Annotated in this window: 23 protein-coding genes and 3 pseudogenes; 9 read left to right on the plus strand and 17 right to left on the minus strand. The window is 57.4% G+C overall.

The window, feature by feature from the left end; all coding sequences use genetic code 11:
- From GNZ13_RS50110 to GNZ13_RS50120, 3 genes and pseudogenes are all read right to left on the minus strand, one after another.
- Nucleotides 1-313: pseudogene (locus tag GNZ13_RS50110) on the minus strand (xanthine dehydrogenase family protein molybdopterin-binding subunit); the annotation flags it as partial.
- Nucleotides 310-975 carry a UbiX family flavin prenyltransferase gene (locus GNZ13_RS50115; protein ID WP_236002560.1) on the minus strand — a complete coding sequence of 222 codons (666 nt, stop codon included), beginning with the start codon at nucleotides 973-975 and terminating at the stop codon, nucleotides 310-312. The gene GNZ13_RS50115 and the pseudogene GNZ13_RS50110, both read right to left, overlap by 4 nt.
- A 13-nt stretch (nucleotides 976-988) precedes the next feature.
- Entirely contained in the window at nucleotides 989-2,485 is a 1,497-nt protein-coding gene (locus GNZ13_RS50120) for a UbiD family decarboxylase (protein WP_172178893.1), read from the minus strand.
- A gap of 344 nt (nucleotides 2,486-2,829) precedes the next feature.
- On the opposite strand from GNZ13_RS50120, the gene GNZ13_RS50125 reads away from it, so the two are divergent.
- A complete protein-coding gene (locus GNZ13_RS50125; RefSeq protein WP_172178894.1) occupies nucleotides 2,830-3,798 on the plus strand; it encodes a LysR family transcriptional regulator in 969 nt (322 codons plus the stop codon).
- A 208-nt stretch (nucleotides 3,799-4,006) separates the two neighbouring features.
- Here the strand turns inward: GNZ13_RS50125 and GNZ13_RS50130 are convergent.
- From GNZ13_RS50130 to GNZ13_RS50140, 3 genes and pseudogenes are all read right to left on the minus strand, one after another.
- A protein-coding gene (locus GNZ13_RS50130; RefSeq protein ID WP_407945722.1) for an IS6 family transposase occupies nucleotides 4,007-4,676 on the minus strand; the annotation gives its coding sequence in 2 pieces (ribosomal slippage) (nucleotides 4,007-4,517 and nucleotides 4,516-4,676; 672 coding nt in all).
- A pseudogene (locus GNZ13_RS50135) lies at nucleotides 4,643-5,473 on the minus strand (IS3 family transposase); the annotation flags it as partial. The pseudogene GNZ13_RS50135 and the gene GNZ13_RS50130, both read right to left, overlap by 34 nt.
- A 401-nt stretch (nucleotides 5,474-5,874) precedes the next feature.
- A complete protein-coding gene (locus GNZ13_RS50140) occupies nucleotides 5,875-6,840 on the minus strand; it encodes a PDR/VanB family oxidoreductase (protein WP_172178895.1) in 966 nt (321 codons plus the stop codon).
- A 256-nt stretch (nucleotides 6,841-7,096) separates the two neighbouring features.
- On the opposite strand from GNZ13_RS50140, the gene GNZ13_RS50145 reads away from it, so the two are divergent.
- The 5 genes from GNZ13_RS50145 (at nucleotide 7,097) to nadC (ending at nucleotide 12,661) form a co-directional block, all read left to right on the plus strand.
- Nucleotides 7,097-8,431 (plus strand): MFS transporter, encoded by a 1,335-nt coding sequence (locus GNZ13_RS50145; RefSeq protein WP_172178896.1) that lies wholly within the window; start codon nucleotides 7,097-7,099, stop codon nucleotides 8,429-8,431.
- Nucleotides 8,432-8,479: 48 nt separating this feature from the next.
- Complete coding sequence (locus GNZ13_RS50150) at nucleotides 8,480-9,472, plus strand: ABC transporter substrate-binding protein (protein ID WP_172178897.1); 993 nt, start codon at nucleotides 8,480-8,482, stop codon at nucleotides 9,470-9,472.
- A 410-nt stretch (nucleotides 9,473-9,882) separates the two neighbouring features.
- Nucleotides 9,883-10,947: a porin gene (locus GNZ13_RS50155; protein WP_172178898.1), complete on the plus strand. Its 1,065-nt coding sequence runs from the start codon at nucleotides 9,883-9,885 to the stop codon at nucleotides 10,945-10,947.
- 155 nt (nucleotides 10,948-11,102) lie between these two features.
- On the plus strand, nucleotides 11,103-11,690 hold the full coding sequence (locus GNZ13_RS50160; RefSeq protein ID WP_172178899.1) for a MarR family winged helix-turn-helix transcriptional regulator: 588 nt from the start codon (nucleotides 11,103-11,105) through the stop codon (nucleotides 11,688-11,690).
- Between the two features lie 128 nt (nucleotides 11,691-11,818).
- Nucleotides 11,819-12,661, plus strand: coding sequence for a carboxylating nicotinate-nucleotide diphosphorylase (gene nadC, locus GNZ13_RS50165; RefSeq protein WP_172178900.1), 843 nt, complete (start codon nucleotides 11,819-11,821; stop codon nucleotides 12,659-12,661).
- Between the two features lie 428 nt (nucleotides 12,662-13,089).
- On the opposite strand, the gene GNZ13_RS50170 is transcribed toward nadC, so the two are convergent.
- The 4 genes from GNZ13_RS50170 to tnpA form a co-directional block, all read right to left on the minus strand.
- Complete coding sequence (locus tag GNZ13_RS50170) at nucleotides 13,090-13,362, minus strand: hypothetical protein (protein ID WP_172178901.1); 273 nt, start codon at nucleotides 13,360-13,362, stop codon at nucleotides 13,090-13,092.
- Nucleotides 13,359-14,591 carry a Gfo/Idh/MocA family oxidoreductase gene (locus GNZ13_RS50175; protein WP_172178902.1) on the minus strand — a complete coding sequence of 411 codons (1,233 nt, stop codon included), beginning with the start codon at nucleotides 14,589-14,591 and terminating at the stop codon, nucleotides 13,359-13,361. The genes GNZ13_RS50170 and GNZ13_RS50175 overlap by 4 nt, the downstream gene beginning before the upstream one ends.
- Nucleotides 14,592-14,607: 16 nt before the next feature.
- Nucleotides 14,608-15,924, minus strand: coding sequence for a Rieske 2Fe-2S domain-containing protein (locus GNZ13_RS50180; protein ID WP_172178903.1), 1,317 nt, complete (start codon nucleotides 15,922-15,924; stop codon nucleotides 14,608-14,610).
- Nucleotides 15,925-16,121: 197 nt separating this feature from the next.
- Nucleotides 16,122-16,583 (minus strand): IS200/IS605 family transposase, encoded by a 462-nt coding sequence (tnpA, locus tag GNZ13_RS50185; protein ID WP_172178904.1) that lies wholly within the window; start codon nucleotides 16,581-16,583, stop codon nucleotides 16,122-16,124.
- Between the two features lie 372 nt (nucleotides 16,584-16,955).
- Here tnpA and GNZ13_RS50190 point away from each other — a divergent pair, with 372 nt between their 5' ends.
- Complete coding sequence (locus tag GNZ13_RS50190) at nucleotides 16,956-17,528, plus strand: DNA-binding protein (RefSeq protein ID WP_216675330.1); 573 nt, start codon at nucleotides 16,956-16,958, stop codon at nucleotides 17,526-17,528.
- Nucleotides 17,529-18,011: 483 nt separating this feature from the next.
- Here the strand turns inward: GNZ13_RS50190 and GNZ13_RS50195 are convergent, their stop codons facing one another.
- Nucleotides 18,012-20,744 (minus strand): TM0106 family RecB-like putative nuclease, encoded by a 2,733-nt coding sequence (locus tag GNZ13_RS50195; protein WP_172178905.1) that lies wholly within the window; start codon nucleotides 20,742-20,744, stop codon nucleotides 18,012-18,014.
- Nucleotides 20,745-21,682: 938 nt separating this feature from the next.
- On the opposite strand from GNZ13_RS50195, the gene GNZ13_RS50200 reads away from it, so the two are divergent.
- Both GNZ13_RS50200 and GNZ13_RS54560 read left to right on the plus strand, forming a co-directional pair.
- Complete coding sequence (locus GNZ13_RS50200; RefSeq protein ID WP_172178906.1) at nucleotides 21,683-22,144, plus strand: helix-turn-helix domain-containing protein; 462 nt, start codon at nucleotides 21,683-21,685, stop codon at nucleotides 22,142-22,144.
- Nucleotides 22,141-22,689 (plus strand): IS630 family transposase, encoded by a 549-nt coding sequence (locus GNZ13_RS54560; protein ID WP_172178934.1) that lies wholly within the window; start codon nucleotides 22,141-22,143, stop codon nucleotides 22,687-22,689. Before GNZ13_RS50200 ends, GNZ13_RS54560 begins: the two co-directional genes overlap by 4 nt.
- Before the next feature lie 117 nt (nucleotides 22,690-22,806).
- On the opposite strand, the pseudogene GNZ13_RS54565 reads toward GNZ13_RS54560, so the two are convergent.
- The 6 genes and pseudogenes from GNZ13_RS54565 to GNZ13_RS50235 form a co-directional block, all read right to left on the minus strand.
- A pseudogene (locus tag GNZ13_RS54565) lies at nucleotides 22,807-23,262 on the minus strand (FRG domain-containing protein); the annotation flags it as partial.
- Nucleotides 23,263-23,664: 402 nt separating this feature from the next.
- Nucleotides 23,665-23,832: a hypothetical protein gene (locus GNZ13_RS50215; RefSeq protein ID WP_172178907.1), complete on the minus strand. Its 168-nt coding sequence runs from the start codon at nucleotides 23,830-23,832 to the stop codon at nucleotides 23,665-23,667.
- 503 nt (nucleotides 23,833-24,335) lie between these two features.
- Nucleotides 24,336-24,713 (minus strand): hypothetical protein, encoded by a 378-nt coding sequence (locus GNZ13_RS50220; protein ID WP_172178908.1) that lies wholly within the window; start codon nucleotides 24,711-24,713, stop codon nucleotides 24,336-24,338.
- Nucleotides 24,714-24,922: 209 nt separating this feature from the next.
- Nucleotides 24,923-25,753: an immunoglobulin domain-containing protein gene (locus tag GNZ13_RS50225; RefSeq protein WP_172178909.1), complete on the minus strand. Its 831-nt coding sequence runs from the start codon at nucleotides 25,751-25,753 to the stop codon at nucleotides 24,923-24,925.
- A gap of 20 nt (nucleotides 25,754-25,773) precedes the next feature.
- Complete coding sequence (locus GNZ13_RS50230; RefSeq protein ID WP_216675331.1) at nucleotides 25,774-25,917, minus strand: hypothetical protein; 144 nt, start codon at nucleotides 25,915-25,917, stop codon at nucleotides 25,774-25,776.
- A gap of 437 nt (nucleotides 25,918-26,354) precedes the next feature.
- A complete protein-coding gene (locus tag GNZ13_RS50235) occupies nucleotides 26,355-26,654 on the minus strand; it encodes a hypothetical protein (protein WP_172178910.1) in 300 nt (99 codons plus the stop codon).
- Nucleotides 26,655-26,793: the final 139 nt, after the last annotated feature.

Below are 26,793 nucleotides of genomic sequence, written 5' to 3' on the forward strand. Positions count from 1 at the left end.
GCCGCGACCAACCGGGCAGATCATCACGTGTGAGCACGGCGCGCACGCCGGCCAGTTTCAGCGCAGCGTCCGTATCGATGCTGCCCAGTTCCGCATGGGCGTGCGGCGAGCGCAACACCGCGGCGTGCAGCGTGCCGGGTTTCACGGCGATGTCGTCGCCGTAACGTCCGCGGCCGGTCAGGATCGCCGGATCCTCGACGCGTTCCATCGAGCGGCCCACATGACGCTGGCGCTGGCGTTCAGCCGACGTTTCGGGCTCGCCAGCGGCGCGTGCATCCGCTACCAGTTCGGCAACTGTATCGCGCTGATTCATTTCACTGCTCCCTGTGCGCGCGTGCCGGTTGCATCGGCGTCGTCGCCCTCGTCGTTGTCGCGTCGGTTGAACTCACTGGCAAGACCGCTCCAGCGGCGCGCAATCTCGCGATGCTCGATGCCGAACAGATCCATGATCCGGCCGACCGTGTGATCGACGATGTCGTCGACGGTTTGAGGGTGCGCATAGAACGCGGGCACCGGCGGCATCACGATCGCGCCCATTTCGGTGGCGAGCGTCATGTTGCGCAAGTGGGCGAGATTGAGCGGCGTTTCGCGCGCGACCAGCACGAGGCGACGGCGCTCCTTGAGCATCACGTCCGCGGCGCGCGTCAGCAGGTTGTCGGCGAAACCGTTGGCGACGCTCGCCAGCGTTTTCATCGAGCACGGCGCGATCACCATGCCCGCGGTGAGAAACGAACCGCTTGCCACCGTCGCGCCGATGTCGCGCACGTTGTGCACTACGTCGGCAAGACCATCGAGGTCCGTACGCGTGAGACCGAGCTCCTGCGCAGCGGTAATGGCGCCCGACGGCGACACGATCAGATGCGTCTCGCGCGTGCCGAGCCGGCGCAAGGCCGCCAGCAGTCGCACGCCGATGACTGCCCCACTCGCACCCGAAATGCCGACGACGATCCGTTCACGCGTTTGCGTTGACTGCATGGCCGTGCCTCGCTCAGACCGCGTCGCGCAGCTGGCCGCTGTGCAGGTAGGCATCGAACGCCGCGTTGCTCGTGGCGACGAGCCGGTCGAGATCGACGCTGTCCTGCCCCGGAATCCGTACGCGTGTGAATACATGTGCCGGATAGACGACCGGGCGCGTCGCGTCGAGACCCATCTTGGCGCTGACACCCTGCATGTGCGGCGGCGCATCGTCGGGCTGGCCGACGGTCGTCGACGGATCGAGTGGCGAGCCCTGTGCGCCGGCCACAATCACAAGATCCCGATCCGCCTGGAAGCGCGTGGCGATCGCCCATTCGATTTCGGCGGGATCGTGCACGTCCACATCGGTATCGACGACGACCACCTGCTTGATGTCGTAATGCGTGCCGAACGCGCACAAAATCACGTTTTTCGCTTCGCCTTCGCGCTTCTTGTCGAACTGGACCCACAGGTGATACCGGCACACGCCGCCCACCGACAACTCCACGTCCTTCACGCCCGGATGGCTGCGCTGCAGATGCGCCAGCAATGTTGCTTCGCGCGGAATGGCGCCGAGCAGCAGATGCTCCATTTCAGTCGGAACAATCGTGTGATAGATGGGCTGTTCGCGGTGTGTGACCGCCGTCACCTCGATCACCTCACGCGCTTCGCGCGCGCTGTAGTACTTCGGGAATTCGCCGAACGGACCTTCGGGCTCGCGCACCTTGGGCAGAATGCGGCCCTCGATCACTATTTCCGAAAATGCGGGTACACGCACGTCGTTCGTCACGCATTTGACGACTGGCAGCGGCGCGCCGTGCAAGGCACCGGCGATCTCCAGTTCGTCGTTGTCGATCGGGGAAATGGCCTGCGACGCCAGCATCGTCAACGGATCGACGCCGATCGCGATCGCCACGTCGAGCGCGTCGCCCGCCGCTTCCGCGGCCTGATAGAACGCCAGCAGATGACGCGGCAACATCAGGATCGCCATGCGGTCCGGGGCGTGCACCTGAATGCGGTTGATCGACACGTTCTGGATGCCGGTCCGCGGATTACGCGCAATCACGAGGCCTGCCGTGATGTAGGGACCGTTGTCGTGCTCGCTGTGGGTCGGGATCGGCAGCAATGCGTGCAGATCGATGCCCTGCATGCGGACGACCTGCTGGCACGCGGCCTCTTCGCGTGGCAGTTCGTGCCAGGCAACCGGATGGCCGGCCGCATCGCGGAAGCGTTCGAGCAGCGCGGCCTCGGGCACGCCCATCGCTTCGGCGATCCATGCGCGCTTCGACATGAAGCCGCTCACTACCGGAATGGCGTGGCCGCCGGGTTTGAGAAAGATGGTGGCCTGTTCGCCGTCGAGCCGTTTGGCGACTGCCGCGAGTTCGTGTTCGAGTGAAACCGGTTGATCGATCGTCGCGACGCGGCCCGTTGCCGACAGGCGTTCAAGCCAGTGGCGCAGCGTCGGCGCGGTGCTCTGCGGCGCCCATGAGGATTGAGGTGTGCCGCTGCCTGCGGCATCGCGTGAGTTCATTTACGTCTCCATCGGTGCTTGCCGTCGGGCGCCGGAACGAGTCTGTCGGGCGGACATGCAGCAAGTTGGACTGAAGCGTAGCGAGAACGGGCTATAACTTCTAATATTGTTTTTTGATGTCTTTTATCATTAGTTTTGATATCCGTGTTAGCCCCGATGACGCCCTTCGTGCGCTCGGTTATCAATAGGCAACGCTTCCGGCAAGGGTCTTTCTCAGCTATTCAGACAGTTACGCGGTGTGCTGTTGTCACCGGCTTTCGTGAGCGACCTGATGGACCGCGCAGCGGATATTAACTTTCGTGATGCACCCCGCGGCGCCCCTCTGGACGTCAAATGGACCTCGCATGGACCTGAAGCAGATCCAGTATTTCATCGCGCTGTTCGAGGACGGCTCCGTGACGCGCGCCGCCAAGCGCCTGAACATCGTGCAGCCGGCGCTCAGCATGCAGATCGCCAAGCTGGAGGAAGAACTGCATCAGCAACTGTTCGACCGCGGCGCGCACGGCATGGCGCCCACCGCCGCCGGACGGCTGATGTACCGCCTCTTTCTGCCGATCATCCGCGATCTCGCGCATGCGCGTCAGCAAATGGTTCAGCGCGACGAGATCGTGACGGGCCACGTGTCGATCGGGCTGATCGCATCGGTGACGGAAAGCGTGCTCGCCGATTCGCTGTCACGCTTTCACGCGCGCTATCCGCATGTCGAAGTCACCGTCGCCGACGGCTACACCGCGACCTTCATCGACTGGGTGTCGGGCGGCCAGCTCGACGCCGCGCTGATCAACAAGCCGCGCTCGCGCCTTTCGCTCGACTCGCAGCCGCTCCTCGATGAAGAGATGGTGCTCGTCACCAGCGCCGAACACGGCCCCGAACTGCCACATGCGATCGAGCTCGCGCAACTGCCCGAACTCGAACTCGTCCTGCCCACCAAGCGCCACGGCCTGCGCGGCGTGCTCGATACGGCCGCGCAGCATGAGGACGTGCTGCTTGCGCCGCGCTTCGAAATCGATGTGTTGAGCACGATCGTGAAGCTCGTCGAAAGCACCCGCTTCGCGACGATCCTGCCGCGCATCGCGGTTGAGCGCGCAGTGCGTCGAGGGGCGTTGCGCGCCTATCCGATTCTCGCGCCGCGCATCGTACGCCATATCGTGCGCATCAGTCATCCGCGGCGGCCGTTGAGCGCTGCTGCCGAAGCGCTGATCACCATCATCGCCGACGAATTACGTGAAGTGTCGAGCGAATCGGCGCCGACCGATGGCGGCACGCACCGGTTACCCCCTGGCTTGTCATCCTCGAAGGAAGCCTCTACATGAACGCATTTCACTGGATCGCTGGCGAATGGACCGGCACGCCCGCCGTCGACAGCATCGATCCCGCGACCGGCCTTGCGATCGGCCGCTTCACCACGGCGGCATCGCTGAAGCCGACGCCGCCATTGCCGCAGCCCGATACGCAGGAAACTGTAACGGTTCTGGTGCAAATAGGTAAGCGGGTTGAGAAGCCTCCTATAGGTAGGATTCCTTATCGCGCGAACAGGAACGCATTCCATACGGCGGGCTCAGCGGCATCCTTGAGGCCGAGCTTCGCGAGCTCGAACTGGCCCTTGCGAATGCGATGCGTCAATTCGATACCTGAAATCGTGGTCGCGGCGCTCCTGAACCGTTTGAATCCACGCATCACGTTCGTTCTTGACTTGATGTGGCGATGGTCCTGCTCGATCACATTGTTCAGATATTTTGTGGACCGGACCTTCGTGTCTTCAGGCAGCAGACCATCGGCCTTCATCTCGCGCACCGCGCGGTGCGAGGCCGCATAACCATCGAGCGTGATGGTCTCCGGCGACTGGCCCTGATGCCTGACGGCCTTGTTGAAAAAGGCTTTGGCCGCGGCCACATCGCGCCTCGCCGTGAGCATGAAGTCCACCGACTGGCCAGCCCGGTCCACCGCCCGGTACAGGTAGACCCACCTGCCGCGAATCTTCAGATAGGTCTCGTCGACACGCCACGAGCGGCCCGCAGGCGTAGCAAAGCGGCCAGCGTTTGACGAACTCGGGCGTATAACGCCTCACCCAGCGCAGGATTGTCGTGTGGGCCGGCGACAAACCCCGTTCGGCCATCTGACCTTGCCCCTGTTTCGCGAATCCCATAGCTGAGAGATTTATGCGGCTCGCCCCTGTTGAGCGGCGAACCAGTTTTTCTCGAACGTCATGGGGCTGACGTAGTCGAGCGTCGAGTGTAGCCGGCGAGAATTATAAAAGCCAAGCCAGTCGACGATTTCATCCATTGCCGCACGCCGGCTCGCGAAGTGCCGGCCATGCAGGCGTGCAACTTTCAACGAACCCCACAGGCTTTCGGTCGGTGCATTGTCCCAGCAGTCGCCGCGCCGACTCATCGACGAGCGCATGCCGTAGGCCTTCAGCGTGTCCTGGAACAGCCCGCTGCAATACTGGCTACCCCGGTCGCTATGTACGATGACGCCAGCCTCTGGACGGCGCCGGAACCACGCCATACGCAGCGCATCCGTGACCAGTTCCGCTTTCATGTGTGGCTGCATCGACCAGCCCACCACCTGCCTGCTGAACAGGTCGATGATGACCGCCAGATAAACCCAGCCTTCAGCCGTCGCACAGTACGTGATGTCGCTCGTCCAGATCTGGTTCGGCGCTGTTACTGTGAAGTTACGCTCCAACAAGTTCGGCGCCACCGGCAGGTTGTGATTTGAGTTCGTCGTCGCGATGTACTTGCGCTTGTGTCGGGCACGGATGCCATGCTGCCCCATCAGCTTGCGAACACGCTCCTTGCCCACGCGCACGCCGCGCGCAACGAGCTCTTTCCACATGCGCGGCCAACCATATTCGCCCTTGACCTGCACGTGAATCGCCTTGATGTGCGCGAGCAGGGCATCGCTGCTGGTACGGCATCTGTGCGGCTTGTCATCGCCGCTGCGCTGCTGACGCTGATGATATCCACTGGGAACGGTGCGAAGCACTGTCAATGCTTCATGCTTTGCGTCTGTAGGGTTCATCTTCCCCGTTTCGACCAACTTTGCATAATGCAACACAATACTTCTGGCTATGTCGCCGGCCTCGCTGAGTCCGCGCTCCCGCTCGGCGAGGCCACTCATGCGGTTCTGCACCACGCCGAACATCGCGACGGCAAGTAGACACAGAAGTGAAAAGCCGAGGGGGATCCAAAGCCGCTGAGAGAAGTTCAATCGTCTCATCATTTTGATCTCTGTTTTGGGAACACTGAAGATGTTTCATCGGCGTCCACTTGCCGATTTTTATATTAGAGATCAAATATTTTCAACTTCTTACCGATCAGGTAAAACGAGATGTCCGAAAGAGCCACCTACCATGCGGCAGTAGGGGCAATTCCGATACGGAAGGGTCACAGATCGAGGACTAGTTCCTCTGATAGCGCGCGAGAAACGCAAACCATGATCTGCCCGCTCTTTTCCTCTTCCTCAAGCACCATGTCCCGATGGTCAGCCGTTCCACTGCACAGTTGCGTTCGGCACGAGCCGCACGTTCCACTCTCGCACGAGCTCGGAACGCGAATGCCGGCGTCGCGAAGCGACTCGAGGATGCTCCTGTCGGCCGGAATCTCGAAGGTGTCACCCGACTTGGCCAACCTGACGGTAAAGGATTTGTTTTCCCTCAACACCGATCCGTCGACACCGAAACTCTCAAAATGGACGCTGCCAGTCGGCCAATGACCCGTCATATCCTTGACCGCGTCCATCAGGGCACGAGGGCCACAGCAGTAGACATGTGCTTTCGTTGGACGTTCAAAGACTGACCAGAAGTCAAATGATTTCGATACGTCACCGTAGTCATGATGAACTTTTACATGCGAACGCCACTCGTCGCCCTGAAGTTCTTCAAGGAATGCTGTCGCTTCCGGATCGCGTGCAACATATATCAGCCTGAACTTGCGTAACCCCTCTGTCCGCAGCTCATGCATCATCGAAAGCATTGGCGTTATGCCGATGCCGCCCGCAATCAGGATGAACTCCTGAGCCCGACCGTCCAGCGGGAAGTCATTTTTGGGGACCGATACATTAATGAGCGCCCCCTCCCGCGTGTCGTCAATCATGCTGATCGAGCCACCGCGGCCATTCGCGTCACGCTTCACCGCAATCACATATCGGTTCCGCTCTTCCGGGCTGTTGCACAACGAATAGCGACGGCGTGAGCCGTTGGGCACTTGCACGGTCAGGTTCGACCCTGCCCGGAACTCAGGCAATTCAGCGCCGCTTGGGTCACACAGTTCAAAACGCCAGATGTCGCGCGCTACCTGCTGCTTGCCAGCAATCTTGAGGCTTGAAAAAAAGTCGTCTTGCACGGGGCTCATACGGGTCTCCACAAAATTCACTGCGCATTTTCAATGCTATGGCCTATACTATCATTAGATATCTAATTATACAAACGTCAAATCGAGAAATGTGCTGGCACCGTTGGTAGAAACCCTCGGTTGCCAAGAAGCGAAAGCTCCCGTAGCCTTTATAATTAGATGTCTAATCAAATTATGGCAAACATCCCCGATCGAGCCGCCCGCGAGATAGATGTAGTGCCGTGAGCACTGCACGCAGAGAAAACCGGAGACGTAGATGACAGATTCAGCGCTGGGATATGGACAGCAGTCCGAACGTGTGATGGCTGATGCAGCGGAAGTCGAAATGACCTATCGGAAGGTCACCTTTCGACTGATGACCTTCCTTTTCGTGTGTTGGGTGCTCAACTATCTCGATCGGGTCAATGTGAGTTTTGCCCAGTTGCAGTTGAAACAGGACCTGGGTCTCAGCGACACAGCCTACGGTCTTGGAGTGAGCCTCTTTTTCATCGGCTACATCCTGCTTGAGGTCCCTAGCACCCTGCTTCTCAAGCGTATCGGCGCCCGTAAGACGGTGACCCGCATCATGCTGCTGTGGGGCGGAATCTCGACTGCCATGGCCTTCATGACGGCTCCATGGCAGTTCTATCTTGCACGAACCCTGCTTGGAGCCGCCGAAGCTGGCTTCTGGCCTGGAATTATTCTTTACCTCACGTATTGGTATCCGGCCGAGCGTCGCCCGCGCATTACTTCCCGATTCCTGCTTGCGATTGCGGCGGCGGGAATTATCGGCGGCCCGCTGTCCGGTTTTATCCTGCAGAACTTCGCAAATGTATGGGGCTATAGAAACTGGCAATGGCTGTTCTTTCTAGAAGGTCTCCCTGCAATCATCGCAGGGGTGGTCGCTTACTTCTATCTGACCGATAGACCCGAGGACGCGAAATGGCTGACCGACCGTGAGAAACGAATCATCGTTGAAGGCCTCGAAGCGGACAGGCGTGCAAAGCCCGCAGATGCACCGAGCCGCCTGCTCGCAGCCCTATGCGATCCCCGCGTGTATGTCCTCGCTGCAGGCTGGGCGACGGTTCCGCTATGCGGGACTATCCTGAACTACTGGACGGCAACGATCATCAAGCAGGCGGGTATCGGCAACGTGTTGCACATCGGCCTGCTGTCGGCCTTGCCGTACATGGTCGGCGCCGTCGCCATGCTTGTGATAGCACGCAGCTCAGATCTGCGGCTGGAGCGTCGCTGGCACTTCGTCGCTTCGACCACAGCGGGCGCCGTTGGGGCCGCGACACTCACCTTGCTGACGCATAACTGGCCCGCAGCAATTGTCTGCCTGAGCCTGGTGTCGATTAGCTACTTCGCGGCTGCGGCCATTATCTGGTCCATCCCGCCGACCTATCTCACAGGGGACGCCGCCGCAGGCGGTATCGGCGTGATCAGCAGCCTTGGTCAGGTCGGCGCGTTCTTCGGGCCGATCGTGCTGGGCTGGGTCAAAACCATGACCGGTAGCTTCGCCGCAGGGTTATTGCTGGTCGCGGCTCTTGTCTTTGCAGGTGGCGTGGCCGTGCTGATGGGCGTTCCGAAACCAGATTCCAGGCCGTGACTTGCGGGAAGCCGGCCATACTCAGCATCAATCAGTCCAGGAGTGTAAATGAGCAAGCTTCAACTTTCGATCGCAGTTGGGAACTATGACCGGATGCGGCCTCTGGTCGACGGCGACGTGCAGATCGATGGTGTCGATCCCGTCTTCATGCTGCAGGATCCGGAAGAGATATTCTTCCGCGCATTCCGGCACGCAGACTACGATATCTGCGAACTGTCGCTGAGCAGTTACTCGGTCAAAACGGCAGCCGGCGTGTCGCCGTACATTGCAGTGCCCGTCTTCCCTTCGCGCGCGTTTCGCCATACGTCGATCTACGTTCGGACGGATCGCGGCATTAACAGCCCCGAGGATCTGAAAGGCAAGCTGATAGGTGTTCCCGAATATCAACTGACCGCGAACGTCTGGGTCCGGCTCATCCTCGAAGAGGAATACGGCGTCAAGCCGTCCGACGTCACTTGGGTTCGTGGTGGCTATGAGGATGCGACCCGTGTCGAGAAAATCAATCTCAAGTTGCCCGCTGACGTCCGTCTCGAAAACGCTCCGGAAGGTCAAACGATCTCTGGATTGCTGGAGACGGGTGAAATCGATGCCGTCATCGGCCCACGCGCGCCCTCCTGTTTTGACCGCGGTCACCCTCAAGTCAAATATCTCTTCGACGATCCCCACCAAAGTGCATCTGAATGGTATCGCCGCACCGCGATTTTCCCGATCATGCACACCCTCGGGATCCGCAAGGAACTGGCTGAGCGGCACCCCTGGTTGCCCGGCGCAGTGACTAAAGCGTTTGAAAAATCCAAGGCAATAGCACTCGCGCGCCTCAGCGACACGTCGGCCACCAAGATCACCCTACCGTTCGTTGAAGACCATCTGCGCGCGGCCCGCAAGCTAATGGGCACAGATTTCTGGTCATATGGCTTTGCCGCAAACGAACGTATCATCGGTCGATTCCTCGCACAGCACTTCAAGGAAGGCCTGTCGAGCCGGCTGCTGGAACCCAAAGAACTGTTCCACCCGGCAAGTCTGGAGAGTTTCAAGATCTGACGGGTCTTCCCGAAATCAACGCCCGGCGAGACTACGGCGAGAAAACTTCGCGCCGAACTGGTGAACACGTGAATAAAAGACCGGCGCACGGTTGTCTTTGTCACGCATGACATCATTGAGGCGTGCTATCTCGCTGACCGGATTCTAGTCTGGACGCCCAAGCCGACACGGATCGCTGCGGTCATCGAGGTCAATCTTCCCCGCCCGCGTGAGTATGGTAGCCCGGAGATGCATCATGTCGAATCGGGTGTGTTGGCTGTATTCGAACGAACCATAAAGGAATTCATGGACACGGACGCTGCCTGAACCGGGCGGCCCTGCGGTTAGTTCACAAGCTCGTTTTCCGTTCACAGCGCGTCGGCAAGAAATCCGCTTTATTGCATATGTAGTCCTAATCAAAAGAGGAATAAATGAGACATATTGTTTCCACTTCATTGGCAGGAGGGATTGTCGCCTTCGCCAGTCTCAGCGCGCAGGCCCGGAGTTCGGTTACGCTATATGGCATTACTGACATCGGGATCGAGTATGCCAACCACGTCCCTAGCGGCAAAACGGCCTCGTCGGCGGTACGAGAGCAGTCTGGCAACCTTGCGGGATCACGTTGGGGTTTCAAAGGCGCCGAGGATCTTGGGGGTGGCTATAAGGCCGTATTCGTTCTCGAAGGTGGCTTCAACCTGAACAACGGCACGCTCGGCCAGGGCGGGCGCATGTTCGGTCGTAAGGCGTTCGTCGGGGTATCAACGCCTTACGGCACCGTCACATTGGGACGTCAACAAAATCTGCTGTACGAGTTGATGTACAGGTACGACGCATTGACGTTCAATCCGAGCTACTCGGCACAGAGTATGGACAGTCAGTTCGTGAACCGGGCTGACAACTCGATCCGGTATGGTCTCAGCGCTGCGGGCGTGACGTTCGCGATGCTCTACAGCAGCGGGTATGACTCGACCATCCCCAACGGAGCACAAGTACCTGGTGCTACCAAGGTCGGGCGGGAAATGAGCGCCGCCGTGCTATACGATCGCGGCCCGTTCAGCATTGGCGTCACGTACGATCAATTGCAGGGTACATCTGTCGCGACGCAAAGCAATACGCAAAGCCGCGCGCTTTTCGGCGCGTCGTACGATTTTGGCATTGTGAAAGCGCTCGCTGGCGTACGATGGCTCAACACGCGTAACATCAGTGCGCCGCCCAGCTCGATGCTGTATTGGGGCGGCCTGACCTACCGCGTCAGCGCGCCTTTGTTCATCTCTGCCAGCATGTACCATACTCAATTCCGCAATCCACATGGTGGACCGACGATGGGGGTCTTGCTCGTCGATTACGTCCTCTCGAAGCGCACGGAACTGTATGCGGAAGGCGCCTATGTGAACAACCGCTCCTTTTCGAACGTTGGCATTCGCGGTACGGGTGTCGACGTCACTGCGGGAGCCGATCAGACGGGCGTAACCGTTGGTATCCGGCATAGCTTCTAACTCGTTGCCCATATTGAAGAAGGCGTGAACTGCGACAGGCGGGCTTCTGGAAGCTCGCCTTTTTTGCGTCGGTCACTAGCGTGCGCCTTTGCAGCGTTGGCGCTCGAGAACGCGATATGATTGTAAGCAGTCTAACCTTCCGACACGGCGTTTCCATGGCATCCCAACGTACTTCCGATAAAGCGGCCCCCACCACCGACCCGATACTTCGTCACTGGCGCGAGGCCGTTCCTCACGACCGGCTCGCCCACCTTGTCAAGGACGCGGCACGCGCAATGGTTCGGGGCCTCCACATGCGGCTCGCGCAGTATGAAGTTTCGTTTGGCCATTGGGCTTTTCTGCGCATCTTATGGGAAAAAGATGGCCTGACCCAGAAAGAGCTGAGTGACGAAGCGGGTGTGATGACCCCGACGACTTTCACAGCCGTAACGGCGATGGAAAAACTCGGCTATGTCGAGCGGCGGCAGTCGCCTGATAACCGGAAAAACACCTACGTCTATCTGACCCCGAAGGGAAAGAGTCTGAAAAAGAAGCTCGTTCCCCTCGCTGAGGAAGTGAACGAGATCAGTGTCAGAGGACTGAAAGAAACTGAAATCAAGGTTGCGCGGAAGGTCTTGCTTACCATTATCGAAAACATGGCGAAAGATGAGGCAGAATCCAGTGATCCCGCGCGGCGTATCCCGTCTACCCGGGAACTCGGCAACCTGATCACCACGCGTGGCGAAGAGTACGAAAGCAGCTAAGGCAATGCCGCCCGAGCAAAGATTTGACGTATAATTAAATATCTAATCATATTGCTGTATCAAGGCTCGCGACACCGTTATCGCGGCCTGAGCCCGCCAATCTATTTCTCTCCATCATCATCGAGCCTATGGACAACCTGACCCGCGCAGCGCTCGTACGCACCGTGCACGAGGCCCTTGCCGAAGACCTCGGTAACATCGACTGGACCTCCGATCTGGTGAATCCGTCGACGGCTGTCCGGGCAGTACTTACCGTTCGTGAGGCCGCGGTGCTATGCGGCCGTCCGTGGTTCGACGAAACACTTGCCCACGTTGACGTCGACCTCCATGCGCAGTGGCATTTCGAAGAAGGCGACGCCATGAATCCTGGCGACGCAGTTTGCGAAATTCATGGCCCTGCGAAAAGCCTGCTCACGGCCGAGCGAACAGCGCTGAACTTCCTTCAGATGCTATCGTCCGTGGCCACGGCGACCCGTGCCTTCGTGCGGCTGGTTGAAGGGACGAAGGCACGCGTACTTGATACGCGCAAGACGCTCCCTGGCCTTCGGCTTGCTCAGAAGTATGCGGTTCGGATCGGTGGTGGTTCGAACCATCGATTGGGTCTGTTTGATGGGATCCTCATCAAGGAGAATCACATCCAGGCCTGCGGCGGAATTGCGACGGCACTGGACGCCGCGAAACACTTAAAATCCGGAGTTCCGGTACAGATTGAGGTCGAGACTCTGGATGAATTGACCACAGCACTTGCCGCAGGAGCACAATCCATTTTGCTCGATAACTTCGACCTGTCACAGATGCGCGACGCCGCAACGATCAACGCAGGACGCGCGGAACTCGAAGTATCTGGAGGCGTGTCGGAGTCGACGATCAGATCAATTGCGGAAACCGGCGTCGACAGAATCTCGATCGGGAGCCTGACAAAGAACATCCGCGCCGTCGACTTTTCTCTGCGCTTTGTTGGCCAGAGTTAGGAAGAGGTCTATGCTCACTGATATAGGCTAGTGAGCATAGGGCTACCGGGTACAGCCCTTTCCACCTACCGTCACAAGCCCGATAGCTCGATATCGCGTCCTTGTCGACTCGACTCCAGCGTGGCGAGGCATATTTCAGCGTGTCTCTGGCCCATTCGCCACCGTGGATCGGCCTGATGTGCTCGTCCACTGCAACATGCAGCTCATCCGGATACCATCACAGTGCCGAACCCGATCACGCCAGCGATCTTGAACTCACCGCAGAATGATTCGCGCGTTCCCGCCTCTGCCAACAAACCGTTAGAACAGTGCTTCTCTCCAGATTCGTACCAACAGCCAACAAGTGGATCGTCGAGTAACACGCTCACCTCGACCGCCGATGTCGGCGGTCAGTCTTTGCTAGCCCGCGATGTCAGCCGCATCGCACATCAGTCCAAAAGCTCTTCAAGGCAATCCGCAAGCTCAAGCAAGATGTCCATCATTTCAACGGTGAGTGCGTTCGGATGTTGATTCCTCAAGTTGCGTAACACGTCACTGAGCCCCCGGATTGTCGCCGGCTCGCTATTGTGCAGGGGCCATACCTTCAAGAGATACGCGAGCGGCTTTACGCTTCTGGTGTCGCACCAGGTGTCGAACAACCGCATGCACAGCGCGTCGATGTGCTGAATCGAATTTTCACGCTCAGATAAATAAGGAATCATCGCTTGCTACCGGAGTGTTTCGAAAGAGCTATAAGATCGCCGCAGTATTCGCAAGCAGCCAGCTCGATGTCGCGTCCTTGTCGGCTCGACTCCAGCATGGCTACGCATATTTTCAGCGTGTCCTTGGCCCATTCGCCGTCGTGAATCGGCGTGATGTGCTCGACCACGGCTGCGTACAGTTCGTCGATGACTTCGGCTCGCGGCACGATTGGCGCATCAATGTTCCGCTTTTCGATGTGCTGATCGCCGTAAATGACGACGCTGTCCGGCAGAGGACGTAGGTCGCCTTTTTCACACGAAACGATTAACGGGCCGAAGTGCTGATGCTGGCGCGGTTGCCCTCCCTGATTCGTCGGCGGTTGATATGACGCCCCTCCGTACGTCCCCGCGGCCTTGAGGCTCGCTTCCTCGTCTCGCGAGACGAGCGTGGCAAGCCGCCGCCGAGCACTGCCATAGGTATCGGGACACTTCGGATTACCCATTTCGCCGATCCAGCCCGTCCATTCGTCTGAGTCGAAGTGACCGTAACCGTTGTAGGAAAGCGAAGCGAAAGCACCGGCCTCGAACCACAGGATCGCACTATATGCTCCTTCTGTGGGTCGCGATGGATCCCAGCTGCCTACCGTGGCCCGAATCCGAGTCGCCCGTTGCCCCGCGAGTAGACGAACAATATCGACCTGGTGAGCGGCCTGGCTGAATACAGCGCCGCCGCCTTCGGCCGTCGACAGCTCTTCGGGGCGACGGGGGCGGTATAGATAGTCCGTGAAGTTTAGCGCGTGGATCATTCTGACCGAACCGAATGCGCCGCTTTCGATGAGCTTGCGCGTTTCAAGGTACGGTGTGTCGAAGCTGTGGCAGTGACCGACGATAAGAGTCACACTAGCATCGCGGCACGCGGAAATCATCCGGTCACATTCCTCAACGCTGAGCGCTATCGGTTTTTCAACGAGTACGTGCTTCCCGTGCGCTGCCGCTACTTCCGTGTGGCTCGCATGAAACTGATGCGGGCTAGCAACGTAGATCACTTCGACGTTGGCATCGGCGGCGAGATCGGGCACATCTCCGTAGGTCGGCGCGTCGAAGTCCTTTTCGAACTGGCGCCTCGCTTCCGGCCGGGGATCGCAGGCAGCAACCAGTTCGACTCGCGGATCGTTCAGGAACGTCGGCAACATCAGCGAAAATGCGCGCCCCAATCCCGCTACGCCAATACGAAGGCGACGTTGTTCCATACCGCCCCCTTGGCGCTTACTGTTTGACCTGATAGTTTGTCTCGAGCTCGGGCTGGTCAAGATCGCCCCACACGTAACTGGCCTCGTAAGCGCGCCAGTCAGTCTCCTTCGTAATCACCGCCTGATAGGAGCAGACGCTCTGCGGGATCGCCTGTTCAGCGGTTCCAATAGGCGTTGCACCGGCTTCAAACTCCTGCATCGCTTCGAGCATACGCTTGCGGAATTCGACGATGGCAAGATCGCTTGCACCGAGTCGCTCATCTGACCGGTTGGCGATGGACCCCATCGTCACCCACATCGCGATGTCCTGGTTCGGAAAACCCTTGATACCCGTGAAGTTGCCAGCAGCCATCGCGGTGCGGTCCTGCCAGAACCGGTTCTCGTGATTGCGCAGCGGGCGATAGCGCTCGTCGAGATCGATACCCACCTGCTGGCAGAGGAACTTCCGCCAGGTTTCGGTTTCCGGAGTGGTGTTCGGGTCGCCCCAAGCGATGAAATAGAAGGCCGTATTCCGGTCGTCCGTCGGCACGTTGACATTGGCCACGTTGTAAAGATTGTTGGGCGGAATCAGGACCGTTGCGGGCGCGACAAAAACAGTTGAGCGAATGTAGTCGTGCGTATTCGCATTGAAGATCGGTCGACGGATTGCCGCGTAACGAAAACCGTAGCCAGTGCGCTCCACCTGAAGGCGCGGCGCCTTGTCGGTCGAGGGTCGCAGCCAGTTTTTCTCAGTCGCTTCGGCGCCCCCCACGCGGGCCGGCACGAAGTCTGAAGAATGAAGGCTGGAACTGTGGGCCGAATCGATGGCGCCCTCAAGAATCTGCGCCCAGTTGCAGGGCAACAGCGCCTTCGCAATACTGACGCGCGTTTCAGCCGTCGGCGCCCAGGGCGGTGGCGTGAATTCGGGAATGGCGTCCTGCGGACCCATATAGGCCCAGACCATTCCGCCCCACTCCTTGGTCTGATAAGCCTTGTGCTTCGTCTTCTGCGCCATGGTACTCGCGGCAGGCTCCGAGACCATCTCAATCACGTTGCCCTGCACATCCATTTTCCAGCCGTGATACAGGCAGCGCAGGCCACAGTCTTCGTTGCGACCGTAGACCAGTGAGACGCGTCGATGCGGGCAGTATTCATCCATCACACCAACCCGGCCCTCGGTGTCGCGAAAGACAACCAGATCCTCTCCGAAAACCTTCGCTTTTACTGGCGCGCCATCCGGCTCGCTGACTTCTTCGATCAAACACACCGGCGTCCAATGGCGCCGCATCAATTTACCCATCGGCGCATCGCCTTCCACCCGGCAAAGCAGATCGTTCTCTTCAATCGTCAGCATCACATGTCTCCCGGCAGCATCTGCCGCCACGTTCGTTCAATACTCGCATTCTATTAGATATCTAATTATATGGGGGAATTTTTTCTGTTTGCAGCACCCAACTCGACGCGACGACCCTTCGACTGCCGTAGACCGAAGTGAATCACCACGTTCGTAGAACGTGGTTTCGCGTTAGGCCCCCCCATAGGGGGGCACACCTAGCGGCCCTTCTGAGAAGGTCCTTTACCCGGTTCCAATTGAAGCTGCTCTTGATGCGTCTCTTCTTTCTCCTGGAACCGAACGTACTTTTGAATCATCTCGCTGTTCAGGCCGACCGAATCTACGCAGTAGCCCTTTGCCCAGAAATGATTCCCCCAATAAGGCTTCTTCTTCAAAAATGGAAAGGCGGTAAAAATTCGTATGGCGGTACGTCCTTTCAGGACGCCCATCAACCCGGATACCGACAGCTTCGGCGGAATGCTCGCCAAAAGATGCACATGGTCCGGCTGAACATTGAGTTCTACAACCTCGCAGCCCAGTTGCTGACTGAACACCATCACACATTTGTAGACCTCCTTGCCAACCGGACCTTGCAGCACACGGAACCGATACTTCGGCACCCACACAATGTGGTATTGACAATGCCATATGACATGCGATGCTCTCTTGAACCTGCTCATGCTTGCTTTCCTTTTTATGCGTTGTGGGGACAACACACAGAAAGGTACCTGCATGGGCAGGTGCTCTAACAGGCATAGCCAGTTAGGCGATGACCACGCCCATAGGGCGTGGATTTCGATTTGTCATTAAAAGTGTCACCGACCGGACCTTGAAGCATCGGGCCGACGCGCCGCTGAAGTGACACTTTTGCTTGCAGTCGGAACGAAATGAAACTGTCACTTCGCATAAGTCCGTATTAACTTTGTCACTTCGCATCGCGCTTAGTGACTTTTGCGGCAACCATTTGATTAATAACGATTTCTCCAGATCGTGCGCTCTCGAATTGGCTATTTAGACGACTTTAGGTCATTTCTCGGACAACTTTGTGTCGTTTGACAGCCGGAAAGCCGCCAACGCTGGCGGCCGTCCGCAAGGCCGTGGGCGGCGGCAGCTTCACGACCATTCAGGATGCGATGACCGAATGGAAGGCGAAGCGCCAGGCCAAAGAAACGCCGATCAAGGAGCCGGCGCCACAGGCGTTAACCGACCGGCTTAGCGAGGTCGGCGCGGAGATCTGGAGCATGGCGCTGCAGCTGGCCAATGCTCGCCTCGCGGCAGATCGCGAAACGCTCGAAGCCGAGCGGGTCCAGATGGAGGCCGACCGTCAGGAGGCTGCTGATCTGGCGGATCAGTTGAACGAAGAACTGGACGCCATGAAGGCACGCTGCGTGGATCTGGAGGGCGCCGAGCGCGAGACTGCTGCGCGACTCAATGCGGCGCTTGCTGAGGCCAAGGAAGCCGCAGAACGCGCCACACGGGCAGAGACGCGCGCGGCCGAGATCGAGCGGCGGGCCGATGACCTGAACGCCGAGCTGGGACGCCTGCATGAGCAGAACGCCGCGCTGATTGCCGCTATCAAGCCCCGCGATGGAGAAAACGCGCCCCAACCTGCCCGGCGCAAGTGAGACGCTTCTCGCCTGGCGCAGTCTCGCTTACTTGTCGAGCGGTGCTTGGCTAGGCGTAGCGGCCCGATAACATAAATCGCCGGGACCGATTACATCGGCGGTTTCGGGACCACAATGGCTGAGAATATCGGTGCGCCCTGGACCACATTACGTGAGAACCGGCCCACATTATTTGAGAACAGCCCGATAACATCGCCCATGAACCACATTGAGCGAGAACATTACAGCGGCACGCCGGCCAGCGGTCAGGACGCACGGGTGCCCGCTTTCGGCCAACTACGGACGTTCATCCACGCCGTTGTGGAGACATTGGGACGTCGACTTGACCGCTGACAGCGGCCCTTCCTTGGACCGTGCCCTCCGGCGTGTCGTCGGCCGTTCCAGACACTCGTGCTTCGCTGCTTAGCGCTCTCTAATGGCCGCTTTGCGGAACCGCCGCCTACTGGATACATAACTGACTAGCTTGGCCGGAGATTCAGAATCTCAGCGCCGAGCGGCAAAATTGTCGATGTCTCGCTCCTTAGAGAGCATGAAATCCAGAAATGGAATTTCCTTATACTTGCATGTTTGATATATGCTCATTAATATAAGATAACTCTTCAACCCAGGCTCCGTCACCCTTCCATTTGTCAGCTGTCTGTATTTCGCGAACGGCTTTATCGCGTGTTCCGCATTGTTGTTGTTCCAAGGTACACCATCAAAGTCGAGAAATGTAAACAGCTTGGATCGATATTTCAATATTCTCTTGGAATACTTCCCGGCAATCTCTGACTTAGGCGACCTTTTCTCGATCGCGCCCAAGAACGCGTCAACCTCGTTCTTGTGTTTGCATAGATGACTGCTCTTGAGCCCAAAACGATCAACCGTCCCTATTATCGATCTAATCAACTTCCCAAGGGGCTCCACCACGTCTTTTAGTTCTTGGTCAAAAGGATATCTCAATAGATCTTCATTAATGTCTCTGATTAGATGCATGAGACATTTCTGCTGAGGACATGGCAGAGAGTCATATCCCGCATAGAAATCAGAAATTAGAACGCCATTAAAGCCGGTGAGCAGCTCGTGTAGAAAATTAGCCTCCCTCCCATTCCGGTATAGATAGAACACTTCCTCCATATTTGTCATAACCCAAACATACCCGCTACCTTTTTGGAGATCTATCTTGGTTTCATCCACATGGATCATACTGCCTCGAATTAGCTTCCGCCGCAAATCGTTGTATGTCCTCAAGTAGAATTCTGCTGCGTAGGTTTTAATGGCGTGAAATCTAGTGTAATCGACCGGCAGTGAAAAATAATCTTTAACTGTTTTCTCTAGATTCTGGAATGTAACCCGATTCCCAACATGCTGATCGATTGCCCATGACATTAAACCATGACCAAAGCGCGACTTACTCCTGAAAGTCTGAGGCACAAATGCCCTGTCACAATCGATACAACAATGATATGATGTGCGGTAGTGAATTACCCATCTCTTTATCCCTCCGGTTGAAATTCTCAAGTCCAGAGAGTCTCGGGCATGAAACCGGGATAAATCGCGATAAATATTTCTGCCCTTGCAACGCGGGCATACTACGGCCCTTAGAGTTACGATCTTGTTGGGGCGAAGACTTGATTTCTGCTTCTTGATTCGTCGTTTTCGACTCTGAATTTTTTTGAAACTCGCATTTGTCCGAATGTAAATCTTGTCGCGTTGGTAGTCGAAATACGCTCGCTCGGTAATTTCGGAAAACTCGTTCATCGCGAATGGTTTCTTGCCGAATTTGCCAACGTTGCCCTCCTGCTTGATCTGTTCCACAAATCGAATTCCGCCTTCATTCGAATCGACCGTTTCATCTAACTCTGGCAAGCTCGACAGGAATTCGATCACCCTTTGCAATGCTAAGCAGTCGTCTTTGTTGTAGGTGATAATGAGATCCCTTGTGGCACTATCGTGAGCGACTTCCCACTTTGCTCTCCAGATTATTGAGTCAAGTCCCGTGGCAGCAGGAAACGACCATTCAAATCCTAAATACTTAGCTATTTCTTTGAGTTCGTTTGAGTAGGTCGGAAAATAGATTCTTGAATAGATCAGGGACAAAACGTTTGTTGAACATTTTGTCAAAATATTGTTAGTCGGACCACCTTGAAATAGCATCATAATTCGCTTGAAAACGCGGTCTTCATAGCTCCCATAAAAAAATATATGTGCGTTACGGATGCTCGTTATGAATTCGTAAAAACGTCTAAAGAGTTGTGTTTCGCTATTTTGGTCTTCGGCCCAAAAGAACTGATATCTCGATATTCCAGATTCAACTATCAGCACTCCTATCAGATAGACAAAGCCACCAGAAGCGTTGCCCTCCATATCAATGTATATAAGAGTAGATGCCTTCGGCACCTCAGGTCTGGAAACCACGAAAACGCTTTGTTCCCGTAAAGCTAAGGCTTGCAATGGGAAGGAATGGGGCCTACCTCGAGCCTTGACTCTTTTTCCCCGTCTCCGAAAGCGGAATGTATGAGATAGTTGACCAACGGTCGCGATTCCCTTCCGATTGTACGAGCGAATCTCTCGCTCACTCATTCTGCGCAATAGGCTCAAGTCGTCGGTTCGATGGGCCTCGGCGTCGCAGCGATCCTGGTATCTACAGACGCGACAGTGCTCATTGAGCCAGAGAGGTGGTCGTGTGGTCCCAGTCAGGATATCGCTCACTTCGCTAACGACCTTCTCTGCCTTCACTTGGACTCTGTCGAGATCGATGCGGTGGGATTTATATGTGTTCCCGCTTACAACTGTTCCGTATCTTGGTCGAACGTGCTGCAGTTGTTCAAGGGCGCGAGCACCTATGGAGAGTAAAATCCTTTGTGTTTCATCGCTAGGCCCGTCGAGACTGGCAAAGAGAACTGGTTCGTAGTGAAATGGGCCTAGCGAAGATTCCCCGGGTACCCGTTTTAGGCTTTGCAGATTAAGGGCCAGCGACTCATCCTCGATAAAGACACTCGCGATATTGGCGGTGCCCCCCTTCAAGTCATCAACCGTGATCGGCTTGTTGCAGGCGACCAAGTCTCGATTATGTGGACCGAGCAGCGCACCGGTGGCTGCTCGTGTGTACTCTGCTTCTTGATGATGTAGGAACGCCTCGTAGTCCGAGCATTCGGCCACAGCTTCCGTAGCCAACAAATATGCCTTGTACTTACAATTCAAGTACTCGGTGATTATTTCGTTCGTTATTTTCACTTTAAAGACCCTCCTGGAAGCAATTACGCAGATGGGTGCTGGTTTTTTCAGGCGCGGTCTCCGGCGCTGATATTTAATCTCACTTTTGAATGGTGGCCTCGATGAGTTCCGAGATATCGGTGAGGCCTGATTTCGAGATTTATCAAGCTGCTGTTGCAGAGATGGCGATTAAGTGTTAATCCGCCGGCAGAGCCGGGTACTGCCCAGCATCTGGTGCCGATTCACCCGCCGTCATGGTCCTCGCGTGCGCCATCAGTTCATCGCTTAGCACGCCGCTTCTCTTCTACGCTTCTTCGTCCGTCTTGCCAATGCCGGCACCAGCGCGTAAGTACAACGGCGCGCGAGTGGCCGATGCCTTGGGAGCCGCCGTTGAGGTGGCACCGGGTCGAACGGCTCAAGTGGGTCGAACTGAGCCGCTCGACGTAACTATGCTGACCCGTTGATCAGCAACAGTTTGAGAGTTCGTCTCGAACATGTCACGCACCCGCAAGCAGATCATCGTCCGACTTGAGTGTGGTCTTGCGCGGTGGCAACGGATGCGGTACGGCCACCATTTCATCAACCGTATAAGGGCTAGACAAGCCGTTCTGGAAACGACTCCGCTAAATTATGCTCCATAACAGCCTTGCACACTCCGTCGTACCCAGGAAACGCCGATGCAGCTGAGACGCCAAATTGGTGGCATCTTCGCAAAAGATCTGCGGCGAATTTAACTGGCAACGTGATCTTGACCAAGCGATCATGTTCAACTAACTTCGTTTCCAAAGAAACGTTAATCGTAAAATCCTCGCCTCTGCGACCGGAATTGTTGACCAGCAAAAATGAACCACCTTGAGCAGCAAGATTCGCAGAAGTGCTCCCCGGAACATGGATAAGTGTTCCTGGTAAATCTGTTTGGATTTGGCTAACCTGGCAACCTTTTGAAGCCGGGGTAGCGGATGAAGTGCGTGGTAGACCTGAGCGAAGTCGAGGAAATCACATTGCAGCAGCTTTCGATCAATCACAGGCACCGGGATGCACGCACGCGTGCAGCGGGCCTGTTGCAGCTTGGGCGCAAGGTCAAGCCGAAGGCCATCGCTGAGCAGCTTGGCGTCAGTGACCAGTCGATCTACAACTGGGCTCGCGCATGGCGCGACGGCGGCGTATGCGCCCTCACGGGCGGCCATAACGGCGGCCGGCCACGAGCCCTTTCTGAAGCGATGGTCGCCACGGCGTTGGAAATAGCCCGTGCCGAACCGTTGACCCTTGGCCAGATTGCGCAACGCGTGCAGGAGATGCGTGGTGAGGCGCTGCCGTGCCGCATCGAAACGCTCGGAGAGGCTCTCAAGCGCGAAGGCTTCTCGTTCAAGCGCAACCGCTACACCCTGAAAAAAAGCGTGACGAAGAGGCGTTCGCCATGAAGCAGGCCACGCTCGACAAACTTCAGGTCGCCGCCCGCGACGGGCAATGCCGCCTGTTCTACCTGGACGAAGCGGGCATTTGCGCAGCACCACCGGTTCAGCGCAGCTGGTCACCACGCGGCTTGCCCCATGCCATAGAACCCAACAGCCACTGCAGGCGCTCGATCATCGGCGCGCTCGACTTCGGCAAGAATGCGCTGATCCATGCCTCGCACACGCGCACCGTCAAGGGACTCCATGTCGTCGAGTTCATCGAAGCGCTGCTCCAGCAGGGCGATGGCAAACCCACCGTGATCGTGCTCGATAACGCGAGCATCCATCACAGCATCGACCAGGCTACGCTGGATCGCTGGTTCATTGAACACAAAACGCTCCTCTTCCATCTGCCGCCATACAGTCCCGAGCTCAATCTGATTGAGATCGTCTGGAAACATTTCAAATATCACTGGCGACGCTTCGTCACCTGGACAAAAGAAACCATCGACGCTGAGCTCGCCGAACTGCTGAACGGATACGGCACGAAATTCCAAGTCAATTTTTCGTGAACACTTATATCGATATTCGGCATTCTGTCGATGCGCATCAAAAATGAAACCGAAGACAGCGATTTTTCTCTGTTTCCCAACGCTCTGTGCGTTGACAGCGCCCACTGCCGCGAAATAACTTGCGATAATTGAGTTACTCGACCAGTCGAGGAGGCGCGTCGGGATGCCGTGATGCTGGGCTACGGCCATCAGCGGCAAAACCTCGTCTTGCGGCCAAGAGCTGTTCTCGTAGGAGTTCATTTGCATGATGTTCTGGAAGCCGAAATATTCCCTGAACTTCATTGAATCATTCGGTATTGAAAGGCCGCGCATATCACAGTGGTAGATGAACGAATCGAGCAGCCCCCACTCGAAAAGCGTTTGACCGGGATGATCGTCAAAGAGCGCAGGTATCCCCGGTTTGTATTTTTTTATTACATCCTCGCGATAAACCTGCGGACTCAACAACCAATCACTATCGCTTTGCCCACGATATATGATTCGCGAATTAAGCATCGGCCCAGAGAAGAGAGGCCCTATCGGTGAAATCAGTTCCCAGAATTCATCCAGTGATTCGCACTCGTGTGTATTCATCACGGCCCTCTCCTATCGGTCACCGCGTCACCAATGATTCCAACAATCGACGCTCTTTCGCTGGGAACAAACCTTTATGGTCGAACTATTGTAGCCGTCAACGCAATCCTCTTGTCCGAAGACGGAATTCGTCGGACTGCGCGTGATTACAAATCAAGGACCCGTAAACGAATTCGGTCACGCGGCAGACTACTTGGAACGGAATCCATTGGACTTGCCGGGTTGGCGACACAGATTGATTGGACAGCCGGACGGTGGAATTGGCCCGTCGCACGCCAGCTGCGAAAAGGCTGTGTGCGGCCACTTTCGGTCAATCAGGCGCACGCACGGATGGACACTCAGCAGTCGCTTCCGCACGCGGAAGCCGCCATTCGACTTTTGCCAGCGACAGTTAGCCACGTATCAGTCGCGGTACGCAACGACCATCTCGACCGGGTTGACCGCCAGGAACGGCAGCCACGCCCCGCGTGCCGGGGGTGTCGCAGGCCTGCCGCTGATGAGCAAGCTGTAGCCGGCCTCGACCCAGTCGCCGCAGCGCTCTACTCGACGGGCGCGGACACTGGGCCTCACACGTGCGATCATTCCGTTCCCGGCGGTCATCAGGCGAAGACATGCTACTGCAATCTGCTCGCGCATCACCCACCGCTGGCCGGGTCCGTATACCAGCCTGGATTCCGTCCGTTCCGGGTCCGCATGAGATCGAGTATCCGGTTACGCCGGATATTGCTCGCGCGCGCTTTTCCCTTTCCCTCGCGCCCTCGAGAGGGCCGCCGCTCACGGTTTTCTGATTCCCGAGATACCGTCGCCTTTCACGGGTGGCGATCGTCCCGTTTACCAGGAAACCGACATGCACGACTTTTTCATTGGACATGGGCGCTGCCGCGCCATGCTCGTCCGATTCGCGGGCGGCATGGCGCTGGCCGCCACCGCCATACCGCCCATATCACAGCGCGACCGAACGAAGGTGCCGCCGGAACGTATTTCGAAACGTCGCGGAAGGTGCCTCACGGCCAGGCTCCGGGACCTTCACCTTCAATCCCCGGGGCATCTAGATTGGATCGCTTGTGCGAGTCTCATGGCTTTCCGGTGACAAGGCAGATCAGCATGGCCTCCCCGCTGGCCGAAACAGTTTCATGCCATTGGTCGGTAAGTTGTAAACCAGTCGAAGTTAAGAGGCCGCACAAGGCTCCCGTTGATGCAAAGTCAAATCGCGCTGCCGAGCCCGATGCGGACGGTGGCACATTCGCCTTGCATTGAAACATTGAATTGTTGTTGTTGTTCTGCGTGACAACGGCCTTGGTATCGGTCGTGAAGACAAAGTTTCCGTTGCCGTCAGCCAGACCGCAGCCGCCGGCCGGGTTGATGACCACGGCTGGCGCAGCGTGCGCCATGGGCGCAGCCAATGCGAAGAGTGCAGCCGCGGATGCAAGAACTAGATGTCTAGTAAGCATGGCATTTCCTTAGAAATTAATAGAAATCGGATCATCGTGAATACTTGGTCGCAATCAAGAGTTCCGGACATTATGAATTGCGCCCACGGACCGTAAATACCTCTGGCTTGATTGTTGCTCAGAGGCCGCTGCCCTCCGTCCCGACATCATGTCGATTCACCATCGAAATCCGCCATGCTGCACCGATGATAAGGTCGCGACGGCCCAAACTACCCGGATGTGGTGGGTGCAGGCGTCAAGCTCAACAGCGCATCGGCGCTCGTTGTCGAGCCCGCGCCGCTACGGACCTCGACGCTGTATCTGGCGCCGTTGTCGGTGGGCGCGACCGGCGGCGTCGTGTAACTGGCGCCAATGGCCGCTGGAATCGCAACCCCGTTGCGGCGCCACTGGTAGGTGGGCGTCTGGCTGCTCTCGACCGCCACGAAGAAGGTCGCGGTCTGCCCGGCGAGCACCGACTGGCTGCGCGGCTGCGACGTGATGCTGGGGGCCGTCACACCCGTCTCCGGCGGCCTGACGCTGAGTTTGGCACCGGCGCTGGTGACTTTGCCCGTCCCGTCGCTGACGACGACCGAAAAGACCGAGTCCGTATCACCGATAGATAGAGCGCCGGTGGTGTACTTCGAACTCGTCGCACCAGCGATCTTGACGTCGTCGATCTGCCATTGATACATCAGCGGCCCGTTGCCCGACGCGGTCACAGAGAAGGTTGCTGTCTGGCCTGAGGTTACGGCAATGCTTTGCGGCTGTACCGAGATCGAGATGCCGGGTGCGCTGATGGCCTTGCTTGGCTCCGATGCCGGGTTGCCGCTGGCGCCGGCTTGACTGCCTTCGCTTACACTGACAGCCGTCGATTGGAATCGTGCCTGCGTCGCCGACCCCGAATCGTTATCGCCACCGCAGGCGACTAGCAGAACCGACGAGGCGGCCAGTACCAAAGCGAACACCCCCCCCTGCATCACCAATGACAAGCGAACCGCGGGATTGGCTGCAAGACCAGGCTTAGGGACAGCCATCGCCTGAGCACTTAAGGTTCGGGACATTTTGGTCGCTCCTGTTGGACTCAGTTCCCCCCCGGTGCGTCGACCGGAAAGAACTCGACGGTTGCACCTGGAGCCACGGCCAATACGGGCGTCAGCGTATGGTCCCAGCCTAGGCGGTTCTGATACTCATGAATTGAATGGCGCGTGCGGGGCATCTCGCTCATTGCTCGCCCCCTTGGGGAAAGCCAGCGAATATTAAACGCTCAATGCAACCACGAGCGTCGATTGACTGTCTGTACGTTTGACTACGTTGCGCTGGAAGAGCCCACAACGCATGTTCTCTCGAGAAGGCCGACCACTGTCCGTGTGATCTGAACACGCGAAGGTCTGCGCGCCGCCAAATGCGGACGCTCGGAAGTCTGCCGCCCCCCCCATATGTGAGGCCGCTCGACATCCAGCAACGGACATTATTCCTCGGCCAACTGGCCGTGCAATTCAGCAAATAGCCCCTGCTAGTCAATGCCGCGTAGGGGCTATTTCCCGTCCGGTCTATCCGCCGACGTAGACTTATCAATGGCTAGCGCACAAGCCAGGTTGGCGGCGCCACGCCCACTAACCACGAATTTAGTCCGCCCTTGGCGAATCGAATGAATCCGGAACTCTACTGCCCCTGGCGCACGGTACCTGGGTTGGTCGGATTTTGAGCAGATGTGCCGCCCAACGCCCCATAAACGCCGCCACCGGCTATGCCAGGGAAAGATGGTGAGGGCGTGGCTTGAGATGGCACGGTTGCAGTTCCGTTAACCAGACCGGTCGGAACCGGGTGGCCCATTGCCTGCGGAGTGCCAAGGCCCTGTTGCGGTGAAATGCCCGAAGGCGGCGTAATGTGCGGCGGACTCGCCTGCGCCATGGCGACCGATGTCGCTGCAATACCCACAAACAAAACAATCAACTTCTTCATGACAGCTTCTCCTTGATTCTCTGCTTCACTCGGGTCGATTGAGGATCCAACGCCTGTGCAGAGACCGAATACAACTCGCACGCCACGACCTCTGACACGGCTAACCTCGCTTACCTGCGCAATCCGTACTAATTCTTGC

Source organism: Paraburkholderia elongata, from assembly GCF_013177735.1.
In the GTDB taxonomy this organism is placed as follows: domain Bacteria; phylum Pseudomonadota; class Gammaproteobacteria; order Burkholderiales; family Burkholderiaceae; genus Paraburkholderia; species Paraburkholderia elongata.

Coding starts and splice junctions, on each gene's coding strand:
- GNZ13_RS50115 (WP_236002560.1), bottom strand. CDS start 975: ATGCAGTCAACGCAAACGCGTGAACGGATCGTCGTCGGCATTTCGGGT.
- GNZ13_RS50120 (WP_172178893.1), bottom strand. CDS start 2,485: ATGAACTCACGCGATGCCGCAGGCAGCGGCACACCTCAATCCTCATGG.
- GNZ13_RS50125 (WP_172178894.1), top strand. CDS start 2,830: ATGGACCTGAAGCAGATCCAGTATTTCATCGCGCTGTTCGAGGACGGC.
- GNZ13_RS50140 (WP_172178895.1), bottom strand. CDS start 6,840: ATGAGCCCCGTGCAAGACGACTTTTTTTCAAGCCTCAAGATTGCTGGC.
- GNZ13_RS50145 (WP_172178896.1), top strand. CDS start 7,097: ATGACAGATTCAGCGCTGGGATATGGACAGCAGTCCGAACGTGTGATG.
- GNZ13_RS50150 (WP_172178897.1), top strand. CDS start 8,480: ATGAGCAAGCTTCAACTTTCGATCGCAGTTGGGAACTATGACCGGATG.
- GNZ13_RS50155 (WP_172178898.1), top strand. CDS start 9,883: ATGAGACATATTGTTTCCACTTCATTGGCAGGAGGGATTGTCGCCTTC.
- GNZ13_RS50160 (WP_172178899.1), top strand. CDS start 11,103: ATGGCATCCCAACGTACTTCCGATAAAGCGGCCCCCACCACCGACCCG.
- nadC (WP_172178900.1), top strand. CDS start 11,819: ATGGACAACCTGACCCGCGCAGCGCTCGTACGCACCGTGCACGAGGCC.
- GNZ13_RS50170 (WP_172178901.1), bottom strand. CDS start 13,362: ATGATTCCTTATTTATCTGAGCGTGAAAATTCGATTCAGCACATCGAC.
- GNZ13_RS50175 (WP_172178902.1), bottom strand. CDS start 14,591: ATGGAACAACGTCGCCTTCGTATTGGCGTAGCGGGATTGGGGCGCGCA.
- GNZ13_RS50180 (WP_172178903.1), bottom strand. CDS start 15,924: ATGCTGACGATTGAAGAGAACGATCTGCTTTGCCGGGTGGAAGGCGAT.
- tnpA (WP_172178904.1), bottom strand. CDS start 16,583: ATGAGCAGGTTCAAGAGAGCATCGCATGTCATATGGCATTGTCAATAC.
- GNZ13_RS50200 (WP_172178906.1), top strand. CDS start 21,683: ATGAAGTGCGTGGTAGACCTGAGCGAAGTCGAGGAAATCACATTGCAG.
- GNZ13_RS54560 (WP_172178934.1), top strand. CDS start 22,141: ATGAAGCAGGCCACGCTCGACAAACTTCAGGTCGCCGCCCGCGACGGG.
- GNZ13_RS50220 (WP_172178908.1), bottom strand. CDS start 24,713: ATGCTTACTAGACATCTAGTTCTTGCATCCGCGGCTGCACTCTTCGCA.
- GNZ13_RS50225 (WP_172178909.1), bottom strand. CDS start 25,753: ATGTCCCGAACCTTAAGTGCTCAGGCGATGGCTGTCCCTAAGCCTGGT.
- GNZ13_RS50230 (WP_216675331.1), bottom strand. CDS start 25,917: ATGAGCGAGATGCCCCGCACGCGCCATTCAATTCATGAGTATCAGAAC.
- GNZ13_RS50235 (WP_172178910.1), bottom strand. CDS start 26,654: ATGAAGAAGTTGATTGTTTTGTTTGTGGGTATTGCAGCGACATCGGTC.